Source organism: Acetobacteraceae bacterium (genome assembly GCA_004843345.1).
Taxonomy (GTDB): Bacteria; Pseudomonadota; Alphaproteobacteria; order Acetobacterales; family Acetobacteraceae.
This window is the reverse complement of sequence record CP039460.1, coordinates 279,995-299,548: the sequence shown is the minus strand read 5'-3', so window position 1 is coordinate 299,548 and position 19,554 is coordinate 279,995. Positions and strand designations below refer to the sequence as shown.

18 protein-coding genes are annotated in these 19,554 nt (G+C 44.3%); 13 read left to right on the top strand and 5 right to left on the bottom strand.

What is annotated here, in order from left to right; all coding sequences use genetic code 11:
• Positions 1-54: 54 nt before the first annotated feature.
• Positions 55-690 carry an endonuclease III gene (gene nth, locus FAI40_01455; GenBank protein QCE35714.1) on the bottom strand — a complete coding sequence of 212 codons (636 nt, stop codon included), beginning with the start codon at positions 688-690 and terminating at the stop codon, positions 55-57.
• Between the two features lie 214 nt (positions 691-904).
• Between nth and FAI40_01450 the strand changes: the two genes are divergently transcribed.
• The 3 genes from FAI40_01450 to accC all read left to right on the top strand — a co-directional run bounded on the left by FAI40_01450 (position 905) and on the right by accC (position 3,904).
• A complete protein-coding gene (locus FAI40_01450; GenBank protein ID QCE34106.1) occupies positions 905-1,828 on the top strand; it encodes a YihY/virulence factor BrkB family protein in 924 nt (307 codons plus the stop codon).
• A gap of 230 nt (positions 1,829-2,058) precedes the next feature.
• Positions 2,059-2,511, top strand: coding sequence for an acetyl-CoA carboxylase biotin carboxyl carrier protein (locus FAI40_01445; protein QCE34105.1), 453 nt, complete (start codon positions 2,059-2,061; stop codon positions 2,509-2,511).
• A gap of 37 nt (positions 2,512-2,548) precedes the next feature.
• Complete coding sequence (gene accC, locus FAI40_01440; GenBank protein ID QCE34104.1) at positions 2,549-3,904, top strand: acetyl-CoA carboxylase biotin carboxylase subunit; 1,356 nt, start codon at positions 2,549-2,551, stop codon at positions 3,902-3,904.
• 30 nt (positions 3,905-3,934) lie between these two features.
• Here accC and FAI40_01435 read toward each other — a convergent pair whose 3' ends face one another.
• A complete protein-coding gene (locus FAI40_01435; GenBank protein ID QCE34103.1) occupies positions 3,935-4,609 on the bottom strand; it encodes a heme exporter protein CcmB in 675 nt (224 codons plus the stop codon).
• 14 nt (positions 4,610-4,623) lie between these two features.
• On the bottom strand, positions 4,624-5,202 hold the full coding sequence (ccmA, locus tag FAI40_01430; GenBank protein ID QCE34102.1) for a heme ABC exporter ATP-binding protein CcmA: 579 nt from the start codon (positions 5,200-5,202) through the stop codon (positions 4,624-4,626).
• 77 nt (positions 5,203-5,279) lie between these two features.
• On the opposite strand from ccmA, the gene FAI40_01425 reads away from it, so the two are divergent.
• The gene (locus tag FAI40_01425) at positions 5,280-6,068 is read left to right on the top strand and encodes an amino acid ABC transporter ATP-binding protein (protein QCE34101.1); all 789 of its coding nucleotides are present in this window, start codon (positions 5,280-5,282) and stop codon (positions 6,066-6,068) included.
• Positions 6,065-7,633 carry a transporter substrate-binding domain-containing protein gene (locus FAI40_01420; GenBank protein QCE34100.1) on the top strand — a complete coding sequence of 523 codons (1,569 nt, stop codon included), beginning with the start codon at positions 6,065-6,067 and terminating at the stop codon, positions 7,631-7,633. The genes FAI40_01425 and FAI40_01420 overlap by 4 nt, the downstream gene beginning before the upstream one ends.
• Positions 7,634-7,668: 35 nt before the next feature.
• Here FAI40_01420 and FAI40_01415 read toward each other — a convergent pair whose 3' ends face one another.
• A complete protein-coding gene (locus tag FAI40_01415) occupies positions 7,669-8,619 on the bottom strand; it encodes a hypothetical protein (GenBank protein ID QCE34099.1) in 951 nt (316 codons plus the stop codon).
• A complete protein-coding gene (locus FAI40_01410) occupies positions 8,616-9,824 on the bottom strand; it encodes an ATP-dependent Clp protease ATP-binding subunit (GenBank protein ID QCE34098.1) in 1,209 nt (402 codons plus the stop codon). Before FAI40_01410 ends, FAI40_01415 begins: the two co-directional genes overlap by 4 nt.
• A 257-nt stretch (positions 9,825-10,081) precedes the next feature.
• On the opposite strand from FAI40_01410, the gene rimP reads away from it, so the two are divergent.
• The 8 genes from rimP to pnp all read left to right on the top strand — a co-directional run bounded on the left by rimP (position 10,082) and on the right by pnp (position 19,537).
• Positions 10,082-10,654 carry a ribosome maturation factor RimP gene (gene rimP / locus FAI40_01405; protein ID QCE34097.1) on the top strand — a complete coding sequence of 191 codons (573 nt, stop codon included), beginning with the start codon at positions 10,082-10,084 and terminating at the stop codon, positions 10,652-10,654.
• 74 nt (positions 10,655-10,728) lie between these two features.
• Complete coding sequence (gene nusA / locus FAI40_01400; GenBank protein ID QCE34096.1) at positions 10,729-12,270, top strand: transcription termination/antitermination protein NusA; 1,542 nt, start codon at positions 10,729-10,731, stop codon at positions 12,268-12,270.
• A 39-nt stretch (positions 12,271-12,309) separates the two neighbouring features.
• The gene (locus FAI40_01395) at positions 12,310-12,966 is read left to right on the top strand and encodes an RNA-binding protein (GenBank protein ID QCE34095.1); all 657 of its coding nucleotides are present in this window, start codon (positions 12,310-12,312) and stop codon (positions 12,964-12,966) included.
• Positions 12,967-12,969: 3 nt separating this feature from the next.
• Positions 12,970-15,660 carry a translation initiation factor IF-2 gene (gene infB / locus FAI40_01390; GenBank protein ID QCE34094.1) on the top strand — a complete coding sequence of 897 codons (2,691 nt, stop codon included), beginning with the start codon at positions 12,970-12,972 and terminating at the stop codon, positions 15,658-15,660.
• Positions 15,661-15,674: 14 nt separating this feature from the next.
• On the top strand, positions 15,675-16,136 hold the full coding sequence (gene rbfA, locus FAI40_01385) for a 30S ribosome-binding factor RbfA (protein ID QCE35713.1): 462 nt from the start codon (positions 15,675-15,677) through the stop codon (positions 16,134-16,136).
• Positions 16,124-17,098, top strand: coding sequence for a tRNA pseudouridine(55) synthase TruB (gene truB / locus FAI40_01380; protein QCE34093.1), 975 nt, complete (start codon positions 16,124-16,126; stop codon positions 17,096-17,098). The genes rbfA and truB overlap by 13 nt, the downstream gene beginning before the upstream one ends.
• Entirely contained in the window at positions 17,082-17,351 is a 270-nt protein-coding gene (rpsO, locus tag FAI40_01375) for a 30S ribosomal protein S15 (protein QCE35712.1), read from the top strand. The genes truB and rpsO overlap by 17 nt, the downstream gene beginning before the upstream one ends.
• 65 nt (positions 17,352-17,416) lie before the next feature.
• Positions 17,417-19,537 carry a polyribonucleotide nucleotidyltransferase gene (gene pnp / locus FAI40_01370; protein QCE34092.1) on the top strand — a complete coding sequence of 707 codons (2,121 nt, stop codon included), beginning with the start codon at positions 17,417-17,419 and terminating at the stop codon, positions 19,535-19,537.
• Positions 19,538-19,554 lie beyond the last annotated feature (17 nt).

Here is a 19,554-nt window from a genome sequence, read left to right as displayed (position 1 = left end):
TTCCGAATATTCCTCTTGCAGGAAGTGAGTAGAGTATATTCATATTCCTTAATTTTAGAGCGTTGTTTTCTCAGGATAGTGGCAAAATTTGCTAACAGGGCATTGAGGGCACTCGGGTTTTCGAGCTTTGCAAATATAGCGTCCTAAAAGGATAAGCCAATGATGTGAAGGGCGTAGAAGATTCTTTGGAATTCTTTTGAGAAGAGCGTTTTCTACCTCTCTGACATTATTACCTTCAGCCAATCCTGTTCTGTTGCCAAGGCGGAAAATATGGGTATCAACCGCCATCGTATCCTGTCCAAAAGCTACGTTTAAAACGACATTGGCCGTTTTGCGGCCAACACCTGGTAAGGCTTCGAGGTCTTTTCTGTTATCAGGGACAATACCTTGATGTTTTTCAGAGAGATTATGCCCAAGAGCGGCTAAATTTTTAGCTTTATTCCGCCAGAGCCCAAGTGTTTTGATGAGATTTCCAATTTTTGCCTCTCCAAGTTCGGAGAGTGCTTTTGCATTGGGGGCTGCCTTAAAAAGGGCAGGCGTTACAAGATTGACAGATTTGTCTGTGCTTTGAGCGGAAAGGACAACGCTAACAAGCAATTCGTAATGGTTCGTGTAATGAAGTTCACTTTCGGCATTGGGAAAGTGCTTTTCTAGTCCTAAAAGAAAGTTCTCAATTTCTTCTGGAGACATTGCGGGCACAACGGTATTTTTTGTAGTTTTGTCTGATTTTAGAGCAATTTTTTTTTGTGTCATGGGTTTTGACATGAAAAGCACATCCTTAAGGGAAAGCATTTTGTTTGAAGAGGTTTTTATGAGAGGTTTTATAAAAATCTTATATTCAAAGAGACTTTATCATACTAAAAGATAGAGAGCCTAGAAAAACAGGGGAAGAGCTGAGTTAAGTATGTGCGGAAAAAAATATATGCCATTTTGGCGCGGCGTTATGTTGCATGCCGCCAATAGTCAAACAGGATTATCTGCTGCTGGGTGTGCTTTTTTTGCAACTTTATCTCTTTTCCCTGCGTTAAGCGCATTGATACCGCTTTATGGCTTGGCCTTTGATCCTGAGACAATCGGTTCTCAGCTGGAGGTCTTGCAGGAAATGCTGCCGCCAGAAGCTTACGAGCTTATTCTTCATTGCGTCAATTTATTGGCTTCAAAATCTTCTGCATCGATGACCTTAAGTTTGATTATTGCGTTAATTCTTGCAATGTGGTCAGCCTCGGCGGGAAGTAAGGCGATTTTATCTGCAACGAATATTGCTTATGGTTTCAAAGAAAACCGTTCGATCATTGCCTTCCAATCTTTGGGGTTTTTAGTCACCTTACTTGGGATTATCGGTACAATTCTGACGATTTCTTTGATGATTGCTTTGCCAGCGGTGGTTGATAATTTGCCACAATATCTAGATAAGCCTGATTATATGCCGCCAGATGTTTTGGATATGGTAAAAAACTTTACGCCGACATTGGCGCATTGGGTTGCGCCTGTTTGCTTAATTACATTTGTTTTTCTTGTCTTAACTTTTCTTTACCGCTTTGCGCCTTGTTGGATTACACAGCCTTCTTTCCGCTGGATTCTGCCAGGTGCTTTTATGGCGACCATTGTTTGGATTGCTGCAACTTTCTTATTTTCATCGTATTTGGCGCATTTTGATAATTTTAATAGCGTCTATGGGCCTTTTGGAACGGTTGCAACGATTATGATGTGGTTTTTCGTTAGTACTTACGCTGCTTTATTTGGGGCAGTTTTAAATGCAGAGATTCGTGAAAATGCCCGTTTGAAGGAGCTTGCTCAGTTACAAAGTGGGGAGCAAGGCGCTATTTAAATTTTTTCAATAGAGATTTTTGAAAAAAGAAAGTTTTTTCTGTATAGAAAAGATTTGAAAAGGAAACAAAGTGGTAGAGACTTTCCCTAACTTCGTTAAGGATGTATGAACGGGGGGGGGGCTTTTCTTTGCCAATGAGATGAGATTGTAGCCAATTATTGATAATAATAATGTTCGATTTCATTTTTAGTGAAAATTTGGGGTCTTCCCAGTAGATTCAGGAAAACAGGATGGGCGCAATGAAAGTGGATAAAGAGGCAATTCGTGATTTGGCGGATGTGCTCCACGAAACAGGATTAAGCGAAATTGAGATCGCAAAAGGTGACCAGCATATTCGTGTGGCACGTCAATTAGCGATTGCTCCTGCCCAGGTGGCGGCTGCACCTTCTGTTGCGAGTGCGCCTCAGGCCGCTGCGGCACCAGCACCGGTTCAGGATGATGCATCCCACCCAGGGGCTGTAAAAAGTCCGATTGTCGGGGTTGCATACCTTACGCCAGATCCTGCCTCTCCACCTTATTTTAAAGAAGGGGATAAGGTTAAGGCGGGAGATACACTTCTTCTCATCGAAGCTATGAAGACCTTTAACCAGATTAAGGCTGCGAAATCTGGGACTTTGGTAAAATATTGTGTTGAATCAGGTGAGCCTGTCGAGTTTGGTGCGCCTCTCGCTATCATTGAGTAGTTTTTAGCGAACCGTAAACTCTAACGCAGGATACATCATGTTTTCAAAAATTTTGATTGCCAACCGTGGCGAAATTGCTCTTAGAATTCTAAGAGCTTGTCGTGAGATGGGCATTCGTACGGTTGCTGTTCATTCCACAGCAGATGCCGATGCTATGCATGTTCGGCTTGCAGATGAGGCAATTTGCATTGGCCCGCCAAGCTCCAAAGATTCTTATCTTAACATTCCAGCAATTCTTTCCGCAGCCACTTTAACAGGCGCTGAAGCCATCCATCCTGGCTACGGTTTTTTAGCGGAAAATGCCGATTTTGCTGAAACCGTTGAAGCGCATGGCATGACCTTTATTGGTCCAAGCCCAGAACATATGCGGACAATGGGAGATAAAATCTCCGCAAAAACGACAATGCAAATGCTTGGCGTGCCCTTGGTTCCTGGATCTGATGGGGCTGTAGAAGATGTCGAGACGGCTAAAGAGGTTGCTGCAAAAATTTGCTATCCTGTTTTGATTAAAGCCGCTGCCGGCGGTGGTGGCCGTGGCATGAAGGTTGCGCAGAACGAAAGTGAAATTGAGGATGCGTGGCAGATGGCGCGTGCGGAAGCGCGGTCTGCATTTGGCAATGATGCTGTTTATATTGAGAAATATCTTGATAAACCTCGCCATGTTGAAATTCAAGTTATGGGAGATGGCAAAGGAGAGGTCGTCTTTTATGGGGATAGAGACTGCTCTTTGCAACGCCGTCATCAAAAGGTGCTTGAGGAGGCAGGCTCTCCAGCTGTCACGCCAGAAGAACGCGATGAGATTGGGCATATTGTTACCAAAGCTCTTGGAAAAATGAAGTATTCGGGCGCTGGTACGATTGAGTTTTTGTATCAGGATAAGCAGTTCTGTTTTATTGAAATGAATACACGTTTGCAGGTCGAGCATCCTGTGACGGAAATGATTTGCGACATTGATTTGGTCAGAGAGCAGATTTTAGTTGCTGCGGGTCAAAAAATGAGTCGTACGCAAAAAGAAATTCGTGTGACAGGACATGCGATTGAATGCCGTATTAATGCGGAAAATTCAGAAAATTTTGCACCGTCTCCAGGAACAATTAAAATTTTTCATGCGCCAGGTGGTCCAGGTGTGCGTGTTGATAGTGCTATTTATGCAGGTTATAAAATTCCGCCTTATTATGACAGCATGATTGGCAAGCTCATTGTGCATGCTCCTACCCGTCAGCAGGCGATTGCACGTATGCAAAGAGCTTTGCATGAATGTGTTATTGAGGGGGTTGATACGCTTATTCCGCTTCATCGAAAGATTTTGGCTTCAGAAGAATTTCAGAGCGGAGAATATACAATTCATACGCTTGAAGAATTTGTTGAGCGTCACTCAAAAGCCTCCTCTTAAGGAGGCTTTTGTCTTTCTTTGTAAGGCAATTTAGTATTGGGAGATTTGTTCCCTCAAGGCTATGCCACATAAGAGGGGGCAAAGGGGAAGGGCTAAAAAGAGTAGCGCTAACAGCATCTCAAAAGAAATTTGAATCAAGGCAGGCGTGCTACCGACAAGATTGCTTGAGAATGATCCAAAAATAAGAACAGGAATACAAAGGGGCAGTAAAAGCAGTGCTAACAGGCTGTTTCCTTTTTCACCATAAGGGATAAAGCTTGAGGACATGCCGCCAAGAAGGCAAAAAAGAAGCGTCCCAATGGCAAGATTAAAGGTTAAGGCTGGGAATTTTTCAATAGGATAGTTAAAAAAAACGGCCAGCAAGAGACAGGCCAGTAAAATAGGAATTCCCCGTACGCTCCAAATAGCAATAATTTTAAAAAAGGCTGCCAAGGAGAGTGAAGTTTTTCGGCTGGCAAGATAATCGAGGGATCCGTCTTTGAGATCTTCAGCGAAAATACCGTCAATTAGAACAAGGCACCCCAGAAGGGCACAAGACCAGATAATGCCAGAGCTTAATCTTGTTAGCAGTTCAGGAGAGGCCGAGAGAGCCAACGGAAAGAGAATGCCGCATAATAACGTTTGGATAGCACCAGAAAGGCAGTTTCCGCCTTCCAGATAGGCCAGTTTGAGTTGTCTCAAAAAATAACATTTCCAAAAAATCATATTTTCTTTATGACCTATAACTGTAAAAGATATTCATTTTTATCTAGGATTTCTTTTTGAAAATGTGTTGCGATTATCACAGCACCACCTTTTTGGGCATGCTGTTTAATTTCATTTTCTAAAATTTTTTGAGATGCGTTATCAAGTCCTGTCTCTGGTTCGTCTAAAAGCCAAAGAGGGGAATTTTGCAAAAGTATTTTGGCGAAGGCAGCCCTTCTTTTTTGTCCAGAGGAGAATGTCGCTACTGTTTTGTTTTGCAGTGTAGAAAGCGCTAACGTTGAAAGGATATGCTCAATTTTTTGAGAATCCTTTATAGGCGGAAAGGAAAGATTTTCAAAAAGGGTTAGGCTGGGTTTTAAGCCATTATTGTGACCAAGCCACGCAGGAAGGGCCGCTTGATAAATATTTCCAGTTTCAATTTGTTTTAAACCTGCACAGACACGTAAAAGGGTTGATTTTCCACTTCCATTTTTACCGTGTAAGCGTATGATTTGACCTTTTTTCAGAGACAAGGAGAAGTCTCGGAAAATCGGAAAAGTACCCCGAAAAACAAGGATATTATCGAGTCTTAATAAGAGATCAGAAGCAGTCATAGTTTGAAGTGTAAAACATTGAAGTGGGAAGAGGAATAAACCGAGATTGATTAAAGCATTTGAGAAAGGTGGGCGGAATGAATGAAGAAACGAAACTTTTTCTCCCAAAAGAAAAAGCAGCTTTAAGTGTTCGTGGATTATCCAAGAGCTTCGCCAATCATCAGGTGTTAAAAAATATTTCTTTTGATATTGGGAAGGGAATGCTTGTTTCGCTGATTGGACCTTCAGGGTGTGGCAAAACAACTTTATTACGTTGCCTGAATTTTTTGGAACCGCCAGATGCTGGAGAGATTTGCATCAATGAGCTTTCTGTCGAATGTTCTGGTGAATGGGGGCGTGAAAAAGAAAAAAAGTCTCATGCGCTTCGTTCCAAAACAGGCATGGTTTTCCAAAGTTTTAATCTTTTTCCGCATTTAACGGTTTTAGACAATATTATTCTTGCGCCTGTCCATGTGCACGGTCGATCCAAGATAGAAGCGACCGAGCAGGCCGAAATCTTATTAGAAAAAGTGGGCCTGGCAGAGATGGGAAAGAGGCATCCTGCGTCCCTTTCTGGCGGACAAAAACAGCGTGTGGCGATCGCACGTGCGATGGCTAATAGTCCAGATGTGATGTTTTACGATGAGCCAACATCGGCCCTTGACCCTGAACGCTCAGAAGAGGTGAGAACGGTTTTGCGTAATTTAGACAGAGAGGGCATGACACAGCTGGTTGTGACGCATGATATGCGCTTTGCCAAAAACGCCTCAGATTACGTGATTTTTATTGAACATGGTGAAATCGTTGAGATTGGCGATCCAGATATTATGTTTGCAAATCCAGTGCATGAACGGACACGGCGTTTTTTAAGGACTGTTTTAGGATGAAAAGATTTTTTGGACTTTTGTATCTTCTTGTCGCATGTCTTTCTTTCCATACCGTAGTTCAGGCAGAAGAAAAGCAAGAAAAAGCAACTTCTGTTCAGGCAGATCTTTTCCCAAATGAAGAATTTCGTTGGGCGTCCGATGGCGAGGCGAATGTGCCTTATGTTTTTCATGATCCATTAGATACGAATCATATTATTGGCTTTGAATATGAGCTAATGGCAAAAATGAGTGAGCAAATGGGCGTGAAGTCCACTTTCGTTCAAAATGGTTGGGATGGTTTGATTCCAGGCCTCTCCAGAAATCTTTATCAGGCTGTGATTGACGGGCTGGAGATTACGCCAGAACATGAGAAAGCTGTTTTATTTACGCGTCCTTATTATATTACGGCAGAAAAACTGATTGTTCGTAAAGAAAATGAGGCGCGTCAGCATATCACCTCCTTAGATGCTTTGGAGGGATTGAAGGTTGGTTCTATTAAGAATACGCCAGCGGCACGCATGATTGAGACGGCTGGAGGAACCTTTTTAGGATATGATGAGGAAACGGATCTTTTCGCAGATTTAAGAAGCCGCCGTTTAGATGCTATCCTGATCGATGAGCCCATTGCACGTTATTATTTGACCTCTGGTCTTTTGATTTCGGATGCTTCTTTTGGAAAAGTGAGCTACGGCATAGCGATTGCGAAGAATAATCCGAAACTTCGTAATGAATTGAACAATGCGCTTACGAAAGTGATGCAGAATGGCGATTTACACCGTATTTTAGCCCGTTGGAATCTTTGGACACCAACGATGGCGGCATATAGTGGAGACCATTCTGAAACCACACAAGCACCAGATGCTTGGGATGACTATCATCGTGAGATGGATGCGATGACAGGAACAAGCTTTAAATCTATTTTGTTAAGAGATTTAACATTTCTTCCTGCGATTGGCCGCGGGGCTGTTATGACAGTGGCGGTTTCTGTTTTAGGAATGGTGATTGCGGTTTCGTTCGGTGTTTTGTTGGCTTTAACACGGCAATATGGGCATCCTATTTTACGGGGTTTAGCGGTTCTTTATATTGAGACTGTTCGTGGAACACCGCTTTTAATTCAAATTTTATTCATTTTTTATGCTTTGCCAGCTGGCGGGATTACATTGAGTCCTTTTTGGGCAGGTGTTGGGGCGTTAGGTTTGAATTATGCCGCTTATGAGGCTGAGAATTACCGTGCTGGCTTGGCGAGTGTTCCAAAAGGGCAAATGGAAGCGGCACAGGCTCTCAATTTAACCCGCTTTCAGGCATTGAGATATGTGATTACGCCACAGGCTTTTCGTAGCGTTTTGCCAGTTATGGTGAATGATTTTATTTCGCTTTTGAAAGACAGCTCTCTTGTCTCAGTGATTACGCTAACAGATTTAACACAAGTTTATGTCCGCCTTTCTGCCACTTATTATGATTATATTGGTCCTGGTCTTATGGTGGCAATTGCTTATTTGTTGTTGGGGCTTCCTTTTGTTCGGCTTGCTAATTATGCAGAGCGACGTATTGGCAAAGCGATGGTTCAAGGGGGAGGCCATCATTAAAACTTTAAAAAAAGGCGCTTTTAAAGCGCCTTTTTTTATGCCTGAACTGCTTGTTGTTTTGTTGAAAGAGCAGGCGGTTGAGGGGGGAGCTTTTCTGCTGGCGTTTTATTTGGAGCATTCCCTTCCGTAGTGTTTTCTGGAAGGTCGGTTAGATCTGCGTCAAAGGCATCACTTAAACGCTTTGCCCAAGCAGGAAGTTCTTGTGAGAGTTTTGTAAAAAACTGATTCCATCCCATAGATTGCGGGCTGATCTGATTAGAGGCAGGCACCTCCCAAAATTCAACATTTTCAAAAACTCGGCCTCTTCCTGGGATTTTTTTAAGCTTCAGCCATTCTCTGGAAATCATAATAGAAGGAAGCTCAAAGGCGAGGTCATTGACAATTCTTGAGAGGCTTGCATCTAAGAAAGGATCATTCATGATAGAACGGTCATTCATAGGGGAAACGGGTTCAAGAAAGGCGCAATTTATTTTCGTATCATGGTAACTTGGTGCGTTCCAATGTGCGGCTATACGGTCATCGTGACATTTTTCTTTAACTTCCTCGATATGTGGAATCATAAAGGAAGGAATGGGGCGAAGGGTTGAAAGGATCGTTAAAAATCCAGTTACTTTTCCGTCTTTTTCTCTCAAGAAAGAGGTCAGCGAAAGGTCATTTTGAGAAGAGGCAGCTAAAATAGGATGCCAAGCGCCTTGAGGCAATGGGAAGTCACGCCCCGCAATGGTTATTTTTCCGAAAACGGTTTTGTCGCTATTTAGTGGCGAAATATGAAAAGAAAAGGCTTGAGGTCCAGCAGGAGAGGGATTGTTGGTCTGATCCGTTTTTTCTTCTGTTGGATAATGGCCTTTGAGAAAAGGAAGAAGTTTTTGCAATCCTTCAGACGGAAAAATGGTTGTCATCAAAAGAAAAGAGACGCTTCCAATAAGGCTCCAACGCCATAGAGGGGCACGCTTCCAAAGATTATGGGAATAGTCAGATAATTTCAAAAATCACCTCTAAAAGAAGCTGTTGCAATGATACCCTCTGTGCCTTGTTCCAATCTGATTTTGCGTGCGCCTGTTTGGCGTGCAAGAATGAGGCTCTCGCCAATCATATCCTCTACTAAACGTGCCAAATCCCGAGGGCTTGAAGTGTTATCAAAATGGGGTTCTTTTGAAAGGGTTTGAAAAATAAGTTCTGGATCAACGCTTTCTTTTTCGACTTGAAGCCCATAGCTTGCAATTAATTTTTCAACTTCCAGTGCAGTTATTTGTGCAAGGGTTTGAGGATCTAGAGGCCTGAAGGTAAAGACGCTATCGGTGCGTGCAAGTAACTCAGGAGGCAGCCCTGCTTGTTCAAGCGTTTGCATTTCTTGGTTTTGATTTGAGGGCTCAAGATTCGCCGTAAGGATAAAGAGAGCGTCATTGAGTAAAATTTTATTCCCAGTTGCATTGTCAAGGAGATAACCTTCATTCCAAGCTGTTAAGAAACGCTTTAAAATATCTGAAGGCACATTTTGGATTTCATTAAGAAGGACAATTGCATTTTGATTATTCAGTAGGAAAGCCGCTAATCCGTCAAGATGGTGGGAGTTAAAGAGAAGATTTGTGGTTTGTTCTCCAGAGATTTGGCTCAAATCAAACTGGAAGAGGGGGCGAAGGGTTTGTGCAGAGAGTTGTGCCGCTAAGGACTTTTTCCCCGTTCCTTTCGGGCCAGCAAAAAGAAAAACAGCAATCGGGCGTTTAGGAGAGCGTAGGGTTAATCGGCGCCGTAGCTGATGAGAAAGCGTATCGCAGACATTATCTTGCCCAATAATTTTTGCACGCAGAATGGCTGAGAATTCTACGGCATCCAAACGGGCTTCTCTTTGCTGGTAAGAGAGCATTTCATCAAGTTTTTCTCGATTTGTGAATTTTCTGAGAATGCTGGTTATAAAACCATTGCGTAGAAAAAGGCCTTTTTGTGAAAGATGCGATGCCCAAAGATCAAAAATAGCTCCCCAAATTGCCATGGAAAGAAAAAGAGCAGAGAAAGGAAGATAGCTAGGGCGTGCCCAAGAAAGAAGAAGATAGATTTGAATTAAAATTTTTTGGCAATAAGGCGCAAAAACGACAAAAATTAAAATGACTTGCAGAAGCAGTAACCCAAGGCAAGCCAAGATAATGAGAGGCATGGCACGGCTAAGATGGGAATTTGTCGATGATTTGAGCATAAGAATTAAAGTGTATAATTATTTTTTTTGAACAGTCAAAGAAAAGAAGTTTTTAAATCAGATGGAAATAAAAAGCTTTTAGCTTGTTTTTGAGGGGATACATGCGTTTCTCTTAATGATTATAGAGAAGCAAAAAACAATTTAGGCAAGTTCTTTCCCTTGCGTAAAGATGTAAATCTTATTATGTCTGTTAAGACTAACACAATTCTTAATCTTATTAGGATGGTGACCAATTTTAGGTCGCCTTTTTTATTTAAATGACACATACATCAGATGATTTTTTGACTGCGCCTGTAGTGCCCGAAAGCTTAGAAGAGCGAATTGCCTCTAAGATTTCTCCTGCACTGCAGGAAATGGGGTTTGACCTTATCCGTGTCAATGTTCAAACGCAGACACCGCCGATTGTCCAAATTATGGCAGAACGCGAAGATGGCTCTTGCGTTACAGTGAGTGACTGCACGCAGATCAATCACGCTGTTGGTGCAATTTTAGACGTTGATGATCCTCTGCCAGGAGCTTGGATGCTTGAGGTGTCTTCTCCTGGAATTGATCGGCCATTGACACGTCCAAAAGATTGGAAACGCTATGAAGGCTTTCTTGCAAAAGTGGAGCTTTCTATGCCGATGGAGGGGCAGAAGCGTTTTACAGGACGTGGTGATGAAGTTAAAGAAGATGGCGTCGTTCTTCGTTTGGAGGAAGGGGAAAAAGTCTTTCTTCCTTTTGATAATATTCGCAAGGCAAAGCTTGTGCTCAATGATGAGCTTCTTGGAAGTACAGGGCACAAGGAGAAGGGAGGGCGTGGCAAAGTTGCGCCAGGTCTTCGGCATTAGTCTTTGATAAGTTTTTTGCGTATAGTTGATTTTTGAAAAGGTTTTTCAAAATATTTTTGAAGTGGGAGAGGTAAATGGTGACGGAGAGTTCAGTATTTCGTCCAGAATTATTGTTGGTAGCGGACGCTGTTTGCCGGGAAAAGAGTATTGACCGGGATCAGGTTCTTGATGCGATGGAGCAGGCCATTCAAAAAGCAGGGCGTGCTAAATACGGCCATGATAAAGATATTCGTGCCCACATTGACCGTAAGACGGGTGAAGTCCGTTTAAGCCGTTATACAGAAGTGGTTGAGACCGTTGATCGGGAAGAGACGCAGATTCCGCTTGTCGAAGCTCAAAAATTCCGTCCGGAGATTAAGGCTGGGGAATTTATTGTTGATCCGCTGCCGCCAATTGAATTTGACCGTATTGCTGCCCAGACCGCAAAGCAGGTGATTATTCAACGTGTTCGTGAATTTGAGCGTCAGCGTCAGTATGATGAGTTTAAAGACCGTATCGGTGAAGTCGTCAACGGAACAGTTAAGCAGACTGAGTATGGTAACCTGATGGTTGATTTAGGCGCTGCAGAGGGGCTGTTGCGTAGAGATGAATTGATTGGACGTGAAACTTTTAAAAACTCTGACCGCATTAGGGCATTTATCTATGACGTGCGGGAGGAAAGTCGTGGGCCGCAAATTTTCCTATCCAGAACGCATCCAGGCTTTTTAACGAAGCTCTTTGTTCAGGAAGTCCCTGAAATTTATGATGGTATCATCGAAATTAAAGGGGTTTCACGCGATCCAGGGTCTCGTGCAAAAATGGCTGTGCATTCGAATGATCCTTCCATTGATCCTGTTGGTGCTTGCGTTGGTATGCGCGGATCACGTGTTCAAGCCGTTGTTGCTGAACTTCAAGGTGAAAAGATCGATATTATTCCTTGGAGTCCACAAATTGCGACCTTTGTTGTGAATGCTTTAGCGCCAGCAGAAGTCACAAAAGTTGTCATGGATGAAGATGCAAAGCGTTGTGAAGTCGTTGTCCCAGATGATCAGCTTTCTTTAGCGATTGGTCGGCGTGGACAAAATGTGCGTTTAGCAAGTCAACTGACCCGCTGGGATATTGATATTTTGACAGAGGCAGAAGAGACGGAGCGTCGTCAGGATGAATTCCGTAAGCGCACAGATCTTTTTGTGAAGGCGCTTGATGTTGATGATGTGATTGCGGGGCTTTTGGTAACTGTTGGCTTCCAAAATGTTGAGGAATTGGCTGCGGCGCAGATTGAAGAACTTCATGATATTGAAGGCTTTGATGAAAATCTTGCGGAAGAATTAATAATGCGGGCTAACCGTTATCTTGAAGAGCAAGATAATGAGCTGGATGCAAAGCGCAAAGAGCTTGGGGTTAGCGATGATTTGATTGATTTAGGTGTTTTCTCTGGGCATCATTTAGTTCAGCTTGGAGATAAGAATATCAAGACACTTGATGATCTTGGGGATTTGGCCGGAGATGAGCTTGTTGAGCTTTTGGGTTCAGACGTTATTAGCTTAGAGACGGCAAATGAAATTATTATGACAGCACGTTCTCATTGGTTTGAAGATGAGGATTCTGAGAATCCTGCGGAAAACGATGAAGCGTAAAGTTTGAGTTGTATAAGGTAACGGATCGTTCAATTTTATATGTCTGTTAGAGAAAGCTACGACCTTTTAGAAAAAAATGAGATGAAGCAGAAATCTTCTTCTCGGACTTGTCTTGTGACAAGAAAAGAGGGGGATAAGCGCTTTATGATTCGTTTTGTTCTGAGTCCAGCAGGAGATATTATCCCTGATTTGGCTGGAAAATTGCCAGGGAGGGGGCTGTGGCTTTCCGCTTTGCGGGAGGTTGTGGAAAGTCCTAAATTAAAGCAAGCTTTCTCACGGGGAGCAAAAACTTCTGTTGTGACTCAAGGGGATGAGCTTTCTGAACGGCTTGTTAAAACCATTGAAGAGGGGCTTTCTCGGCGTTTGGTTGAGGGGATTGGTTTGGCTCGGAAGGCGGGCAATGCTGTGACTGGTTTTCAAAAATGTCGTGAAAAGCTTAATGCGGGTAGAGCTGGACTGTTAATTTATGCTAAAGATGCAAGTGTAGAAGAGTTGCGCAGACTTCGTTCAGGGTGGATGAATGTTCCAGTCTGTTCATTGGATGCAAGAATATTGGAAGAGGCTTTTGCAAAAGAAAATGCAGTTTATGCTGTTATTTCTTCTGGTCCTCTGGCAGAACGTCTTTTAGCAGATGCAACGAGATTTATAGGAATGGCAAAAGGGCAGGCCGATGCCCACTCGAGGAGTGAAAATTAAATTATGACCGATGGCAAGGACGCTAAAGACGATAAAAAAGTGAATAAAGATAATACAAAAGAAAATAATCAGGAAAATTCTCAGGCTCGTTCTTCTGGACGGTTGTCTTTGCGCTCTTCACGGCAAGAAAGAGGACGGACCGAAAAGGCTGGATCTGTCCGCCAAAGTTTTAGTCATGGGCGCTCGAAAGAAGTTCAGGTAGAGGTGAAGCGCCCTAAACGTGCCGCAACAGGAACTGTTGGTGTTCGCCCCGCCCGCGGAAAAGCGCAGCGTGGCTTGAATGCTTCCGAGCAAGAGCGTCGTAAGCAGGTGCTTGTTCAAGCACGTCAGCGTGAAAAAGAAGAAGCAGAGGCTGCTGAAAAAGCAAGGCTTGAGGCCGAGCAGATCCGTATTCGTTCTGCGGCTGAAGAAGCAGAACGGCAGAAAAAAGAGCAAGAAGAAGCTCTCAAGGCTAAAGGTGAAGAAGAAAAGCGCTTGAAGGCAGACGAGGTGCAAAAACGTAAAGAAGCAGAAGAAGCTGCCTTACCACCTTTGAAAGAGGCGACGTCAATGGGGGGGGTGCAATTGGCGCCACCAACCGAGCGTTTGCGCCCTCTCGCGGAGCGCGCCATTATGCCGCCTCCAGAAAAGCGTCGTTCACTCGATGCTCGCAACGAGGATGATGAGGATGAAGCTCCTAAGACGCTTCACCTCTCTCGGAGTGGAGATGAGGGTGGTCGAGGAAGTCGTGGCGGGGCTGTAAAGGGTAATTCTGGCGCTTCTAAGCGTGCTTCACTAAAGCGTGTTGGAAATGATCGTCGCCAGGGCCGTATTGATATTCGTGCGGCGATAGATGGGGATGATGGTAAGATACGTTCCTTGGCTTCTGTGCGTCGTCAGCGTGACCGTGAGCGTCGTCAAGCACGTGCAGAGCGCGGACAGACAGAGCAGGTGCGTGTTGTTAGGGATGTTGTTATTCCTGAAACTATTACTGTTTCCGAGTTAGCGAACCGTATGGCCGCACGTCAGGGAGAAGTGATTAAAGCTTTGATGAAGCTTGGCGTGATGGCGACAGGTCCGCAAAGTATTGATGCGGATATGGCGGAATTAGTTGCCACAGAGTTTGGTCATCGTATTAAACGTGTTGCAGAAAGTGACGTTGAGTTAGGTCTTGAGGGAATTGAAGATAAGCCAGAAGATCTATTGCCACGTGCGCCAATCGTTACTGTTATGGGGCATGTCGACCACGGGAAAACAACTCTTTTAGACGCACTTCGCTCTACAAAGGTTGCAAGCCATGAGAGTGGTGGCATTACGCAGCATATCGGTGCTTATCAGGTTCAGGGATCGGAAGGAAAGCCGATTACGTTTATCGATACCCCAGGTCATGAAGCCTTTACGGCAATGCGTGCTCGTGGTGCTTCTGTAACCGATATTGTTGTTTTAGTTGTCGCAGCGGATGATGGGGTTATGCCTCAAACAATCGAAGCGATTAAGCATGCAAAAGCAGCGGATGTTCCGTTGATTGTTGCTGTTAATAAAATGGACAAGCCAGATGTAAATCCAGATCGTGTGCGCAATGAGTTGCTTTCTCACGAAATTGTTGTTGAAAGCTTGGGGGGGGATGTTCAAGAAGTCGCTATTTCTGCCCTGAAAAAACAAGGTTTGGATAGTTTGATGGAAGCGATTCTGCTTCAGGCGGAGTTGCTTGATCTTAAAGCGAATCCAAACCGTTTAGCTGTTGGTTCTGTTATTGAGAGTCGTTTAGACCGTGGACGTGGTCCAATGGTGACGGCCTTGGTTGAGAATGGCACATTGAATGTCGGTGAGATCGTTGTTGTCGGCACGGAGTGGGGGCGTGTTCGTGCCTTGCTAAGTGATGACGGCGAGCAGATTAAGTCAGCGACCCCTTCTACGCCTATTGAAGTTCTAGGGCTTTCAGGTGTTCCAGAAGCTGGTGTGCAGCTGGTTGTCGTTGAAAATGATTCTCGTGCTCGTGAAATTACAGAGTTTCGTCGGCGGGTTGAGCGTGACAAGGAAGCTGCGGCGCAGTTGGCTGCCCGTGGAACGTTAGATCAGATGCTTGAACGCATTCAGGGAGATGCCCGTAAAGAGGTTTCCTTGGTGATTAAGGCGGATGTGAGAGGTTCTGCAGAAGCCCTTTCTGCAATGCTTTCAGGTCTTGGAAATGAAGAGGTCGGCGTGCGTGTCCTTAACGCTTCTGTTGGACAAATTACGGAAAGTGATGTTCAGCTTGCTAAAGCTTCGGATGCCGTGATTATTGCGTTTAATGTACGTGCAACGTCTCAAGCACGTCAGATTGCGCAACATGAAGGTGTTGATTTCCGTTATTACTCTGTTTTGTATCAGGTTGCTGATGATGTCGAAGCGCTGATCAAAAAGCGTGTTGCGCCTAAGCATAGAGAGAAATTCTTGGGATATGCTGAGATTCGTCAGGTCTTTGAAATTACCAAGGTTGGGAAAGTCGCCGGCTGTTACGTTACGGAAGGCATTGTTAAGCGTGGTTGTGGTGTCCGCCTCTTGCGTGAGAATGTTGTCATTCATCAAGGCGATCTCAGCCAACTGAAACGCTTTAAAGATGATGTTCGTGAAGTTCGTAGTGGATATGAATGTGGGCTTTCTTTTGAAGGGTATAATAACCTCGAAGTTGGTGACGTTGTTGAATGCTATGAGATGGAGGTCGTTGAGGCTTGAGCAGGCATTCTAAAATTCAGTCAAATTTCTCATCCTTTGCGGGGGGAGAAATCGAAGGCCCAACAGTTCGTCAGCTGAAGGTGGGAGAAGAAGTTCGTCGTCTTTTGGCGCAGATTTTTTCACGTTCTCCTTTCAGAGATCCTGTTTTGCGGGATGTCGAGTTTACGATTACAGAAGCAAGAATGTCTCCTGATCTTAAAAATGCAACCGTTTTTATTGCGCATTTGGGGCATGAGGATATAGAAGAATATCTTCCTGCTTTAAAAAAGGCAGCACCCTTTTTGCGTGGAGAACTTGCACATGCTGCTGTTTTGAGAAGCGTTCCAAAGTTACAGTTCCAAGGGGATCATTCTTTAGAAGAGGCCTCTCGGATTGATCATCTTTTAGATTCGCCTAAAGTGAAAAGGGATTTGAACGAGAAAGATGCAGAGGACTTTGAAGAAGATTCTTCTCAAGGAGAGACATGGGGCGCATAAAGACAGGTCTCTTTTTAGATGGCTGGGTATTGTTAGATAAGCCCGTGGGGGTCAGTTCTGCTTTTGCGGTGAATAAGACTCGGCATTTTTTGAATGCCCGTAAAGCGGGGCATGCAGGGACTTTGGATCCTCTGGCTTCAGGGGCTTTGCCAATCGCCTTTGGAAAAGCAACTTCAACGATTCCTTATGTCATGGACGGTGAGAAACTTTATCGTTTTTTACTCGTTTTTGGTGAAAGCCGTGACACAGGAGATGGAGAAGGCGAGGTTATTGCAATCTCTGATATTTTTCCAACACGGGAAGAGGTTGAAGCTGTTTTTCCTCAATTTTTAGGAGAGATTTTGCAACATCCGCCTGTTTATTCTGCGTTGAAAGTCAATGGCCGGCGTGCTTGTGATTTAATGCGTGAAGGAAAGCAGGTTTCTCTGGCAGCAAGAAAAGTTAGAATCAATAGTTTAAAGATTCTTTCCATTCCGCAGCCTCATCAAATGATGTTAGAAGTAAGTTGCGGAAAAGGGGTATATGTTCGCTCTTTAGCTTATGATATAGCGCAGGCCTGCGGGGCTGAGGGCTATGTTGGCAGTCTGCGTAGAATGCGCTGTGGGCCTTTTTCTCTTTTAGAGGATTCGCCTCCAGAGACACTTTCTGACGCATTTTTACGGTTAAGACTGGACAAAAGAGAGAAAAATCCCGAAAACAAGACTGACCCTTCTTTGCTTCTAATGCCTATCGCAACTGCTCTGGACGACATCCCGGCTTTATGCGTGACAGCGAAAGATGGAGAAAGGCTCAGCTGGGGGCAGAAAGTTTCTGCTCCGAATGGATCAGAGGATGGCATCTACCAGATTCGCTGGGAGAATCATCTGATCGGTCTTGGGCAAGTATCCGAAGGAGAGCTTCGGGCTGCTCGTATGTTTGAAAACCATTTATTTTGGAGAAATAATGATGTCGAAAGATCTTGAGAAACGTAAAGAGTTAATTGAAAAGTTCCGTTTGAGCCCAACAGATACAGGTTCAACAGAAGTTCAGGTTGCTCTTTTGACTGACCGTATTGCAAACCTCACAGAACATTTGCAAACACATAAAAAAGACTTCCATTCACGTCGTGGTTTGTTGGTGTTGGTCGGTCGTCGCCGTAGTTTGCTTGATTATCTTAAAGGTAAAAATGAAGTACGCTACAAAAGCTTGATCGAAGCATTAGGCTTGCGTCGTTAATTGTTGTTAGAGGTGGCATCCAATGGGGGATGCCTTGTCCTGTGGACTGAATCGGAGAAGGCGAAATGAGCGGATATTTTCGCAAAGAAATTGAATGGGCGGGTCGGCCGCTTGTTCTAGAGACTGGCAAAGTCGCAAGACAGGCAGACGGGGCGGTTGTTGCCTCTTATGGCGGAACAGTTGTTTTATGCACAGCAGTTGGGGCAAAATCTGTTCGCCCAGGGCAGGATTTCTTCCCATTGACTGTGAATTATCAAGAAAAATCTTTTGCGGCCGGTAAGATTCCGGGGGGATTTTTTAAGCGTGAAGGGCGTCCTTCTGAGAATGAAGTTCTAACATCTCGTTTAATTGACCGTCCAATCCGTCCGCTTTTTCCAGATAATTTTAAGAATGAAGTGCAATTGGTTGCAACTGTTCTTAGCCATGATATGGAAAATGATCCTGACATTCTTTCAATCATTGGATGTTCCGCAGCATTGACCCTTTCGGGGATTCCATTTTTTGGACCCGTTGCGGCAGCGCGTGTTGGTCGTATCAATAATGAGTTTGTTATCAATCCAACCCTTTCCCAGCTTGAGGAAAGCACGCTGGATCTCGTTGTCGCGGGAACGGCTGAAGGTGTGTTGATGGTTGAATCTGAAGCGGAAGAGCTTTCAGAAGAAGAGATGCTTCAGGCCGTGACAGAAGGGCATAAATCTTGCCAAGCTGTGATTCAAGCTATTCAGGAGCTCGCAGCACATGCGGCACGTGAGCCATGGACTTTAGAGCCTGAATCTCAAGAAATCATAGATTTACGTCAGAAGTTAAAAGAGGCCGATAACGGCCAGTTTAAGGCTGCGTATCAAGAGCGTCAAAAACAGCAACGTCAGGAAAAACTGGCTGCTGTTCGCAGTGGATTGATCGAAAGCCTAAATTTGGATGAGGAAGCCGCTGAAAAAGCGAAGTCTCTCTTTAAAGGCATTGAAGCCGACGTCGTTCGTTCTTCTGTTCTCGAAGGTAATCCTAGAATTGATGGTCGTGACCTTTTTTCGGTTCGACCAATTACTTCTGAGGTTGGTACTTTGCCTCGTACACACGGATCAGCTCTGTTTACCCGTGGTGAAACACAGGCTTTAGTTGTTGCAACGCTTGGAACGGCACAGGATGAGCAGATTATTGATGCTTTACCTGGCGAATACCGTTCCCGATTTATGTTGCATTATAATTTCCCTCCATACTCTGTTGGGGAATGTGGCCGTATGGGCTCTCCGGGTCGTCGTGAGATTGGACATGGTAAGCTTGCATGGCGTGCCTTGACGCGTCAGATTCCTTCTAAAGACGCCTTTCCATATACTATTCGTGTTGTTTCTGAAATTACAGAAAGTAATGGATCATCTTCGATGGCAACCGTCTGTGGAACGTCTTTAGCACTTATGGATGCTGGCGTGCCTTTGTCTGAACCTGTTGCAGGGATTGCTATGGGTTTGATTAAAGAGGGTGATAAATTCGCCGTTCTTACCGATATTCTTGGGGATGAAGATCACCTTGGGGATATGGATTTTAAGGTTGCTGGAACAAAAAAGGGTATTACAGCTCTTCAGATGGATCTTAAGATTGCATCTATTACACCAGAAATTATGGCACAGGCGCTTGCTCAGGCGAAAGATGGCCGTGCTCATATTCTTGGTGAGATGAGCAAAGCCTTAACATCTGGTCGGAGTGAAGTCGCTGGCAATGCCCCTCGGATTGTTACGATGAGCGTGCCACGGGAGAAAATTCGGGATGTGATTGGTCAGGGTGGCAAAACCATTCGTGAGATTACGGAAACCTCTGGTGCAAAAATTGACATTTCAGATGATGGTACGGTTACGATCTCTGCAAGCGATGAAGCGCAGGCAAATGTGGCTAAAAAGCGGATTGAAGCTTTAACTTCAGATCCAGAAGTCGGCCGGATTTACGATGGAACTGTTGTGAAAACAACAGATTTCGGAGCTTTTGTTAATTTCTTAGGGCCAAAGGATGGCTTAGTCCATATCTCCGAGCTTTCTACACAGCGCGTTGCTCGTACAACTGATGTTGTAAAGCAGGGAGATAAAGTGAAAGTAAAAGTGATTGGTTTTGATGATCGGGGTAAAGTAAAACTTTCTATGAAAGAAGTGCCTCAGTCAGATTCTGCGGATGAAGTTTCTTCAGACGTTCAAGACTAATTACTGATTTCATCCAG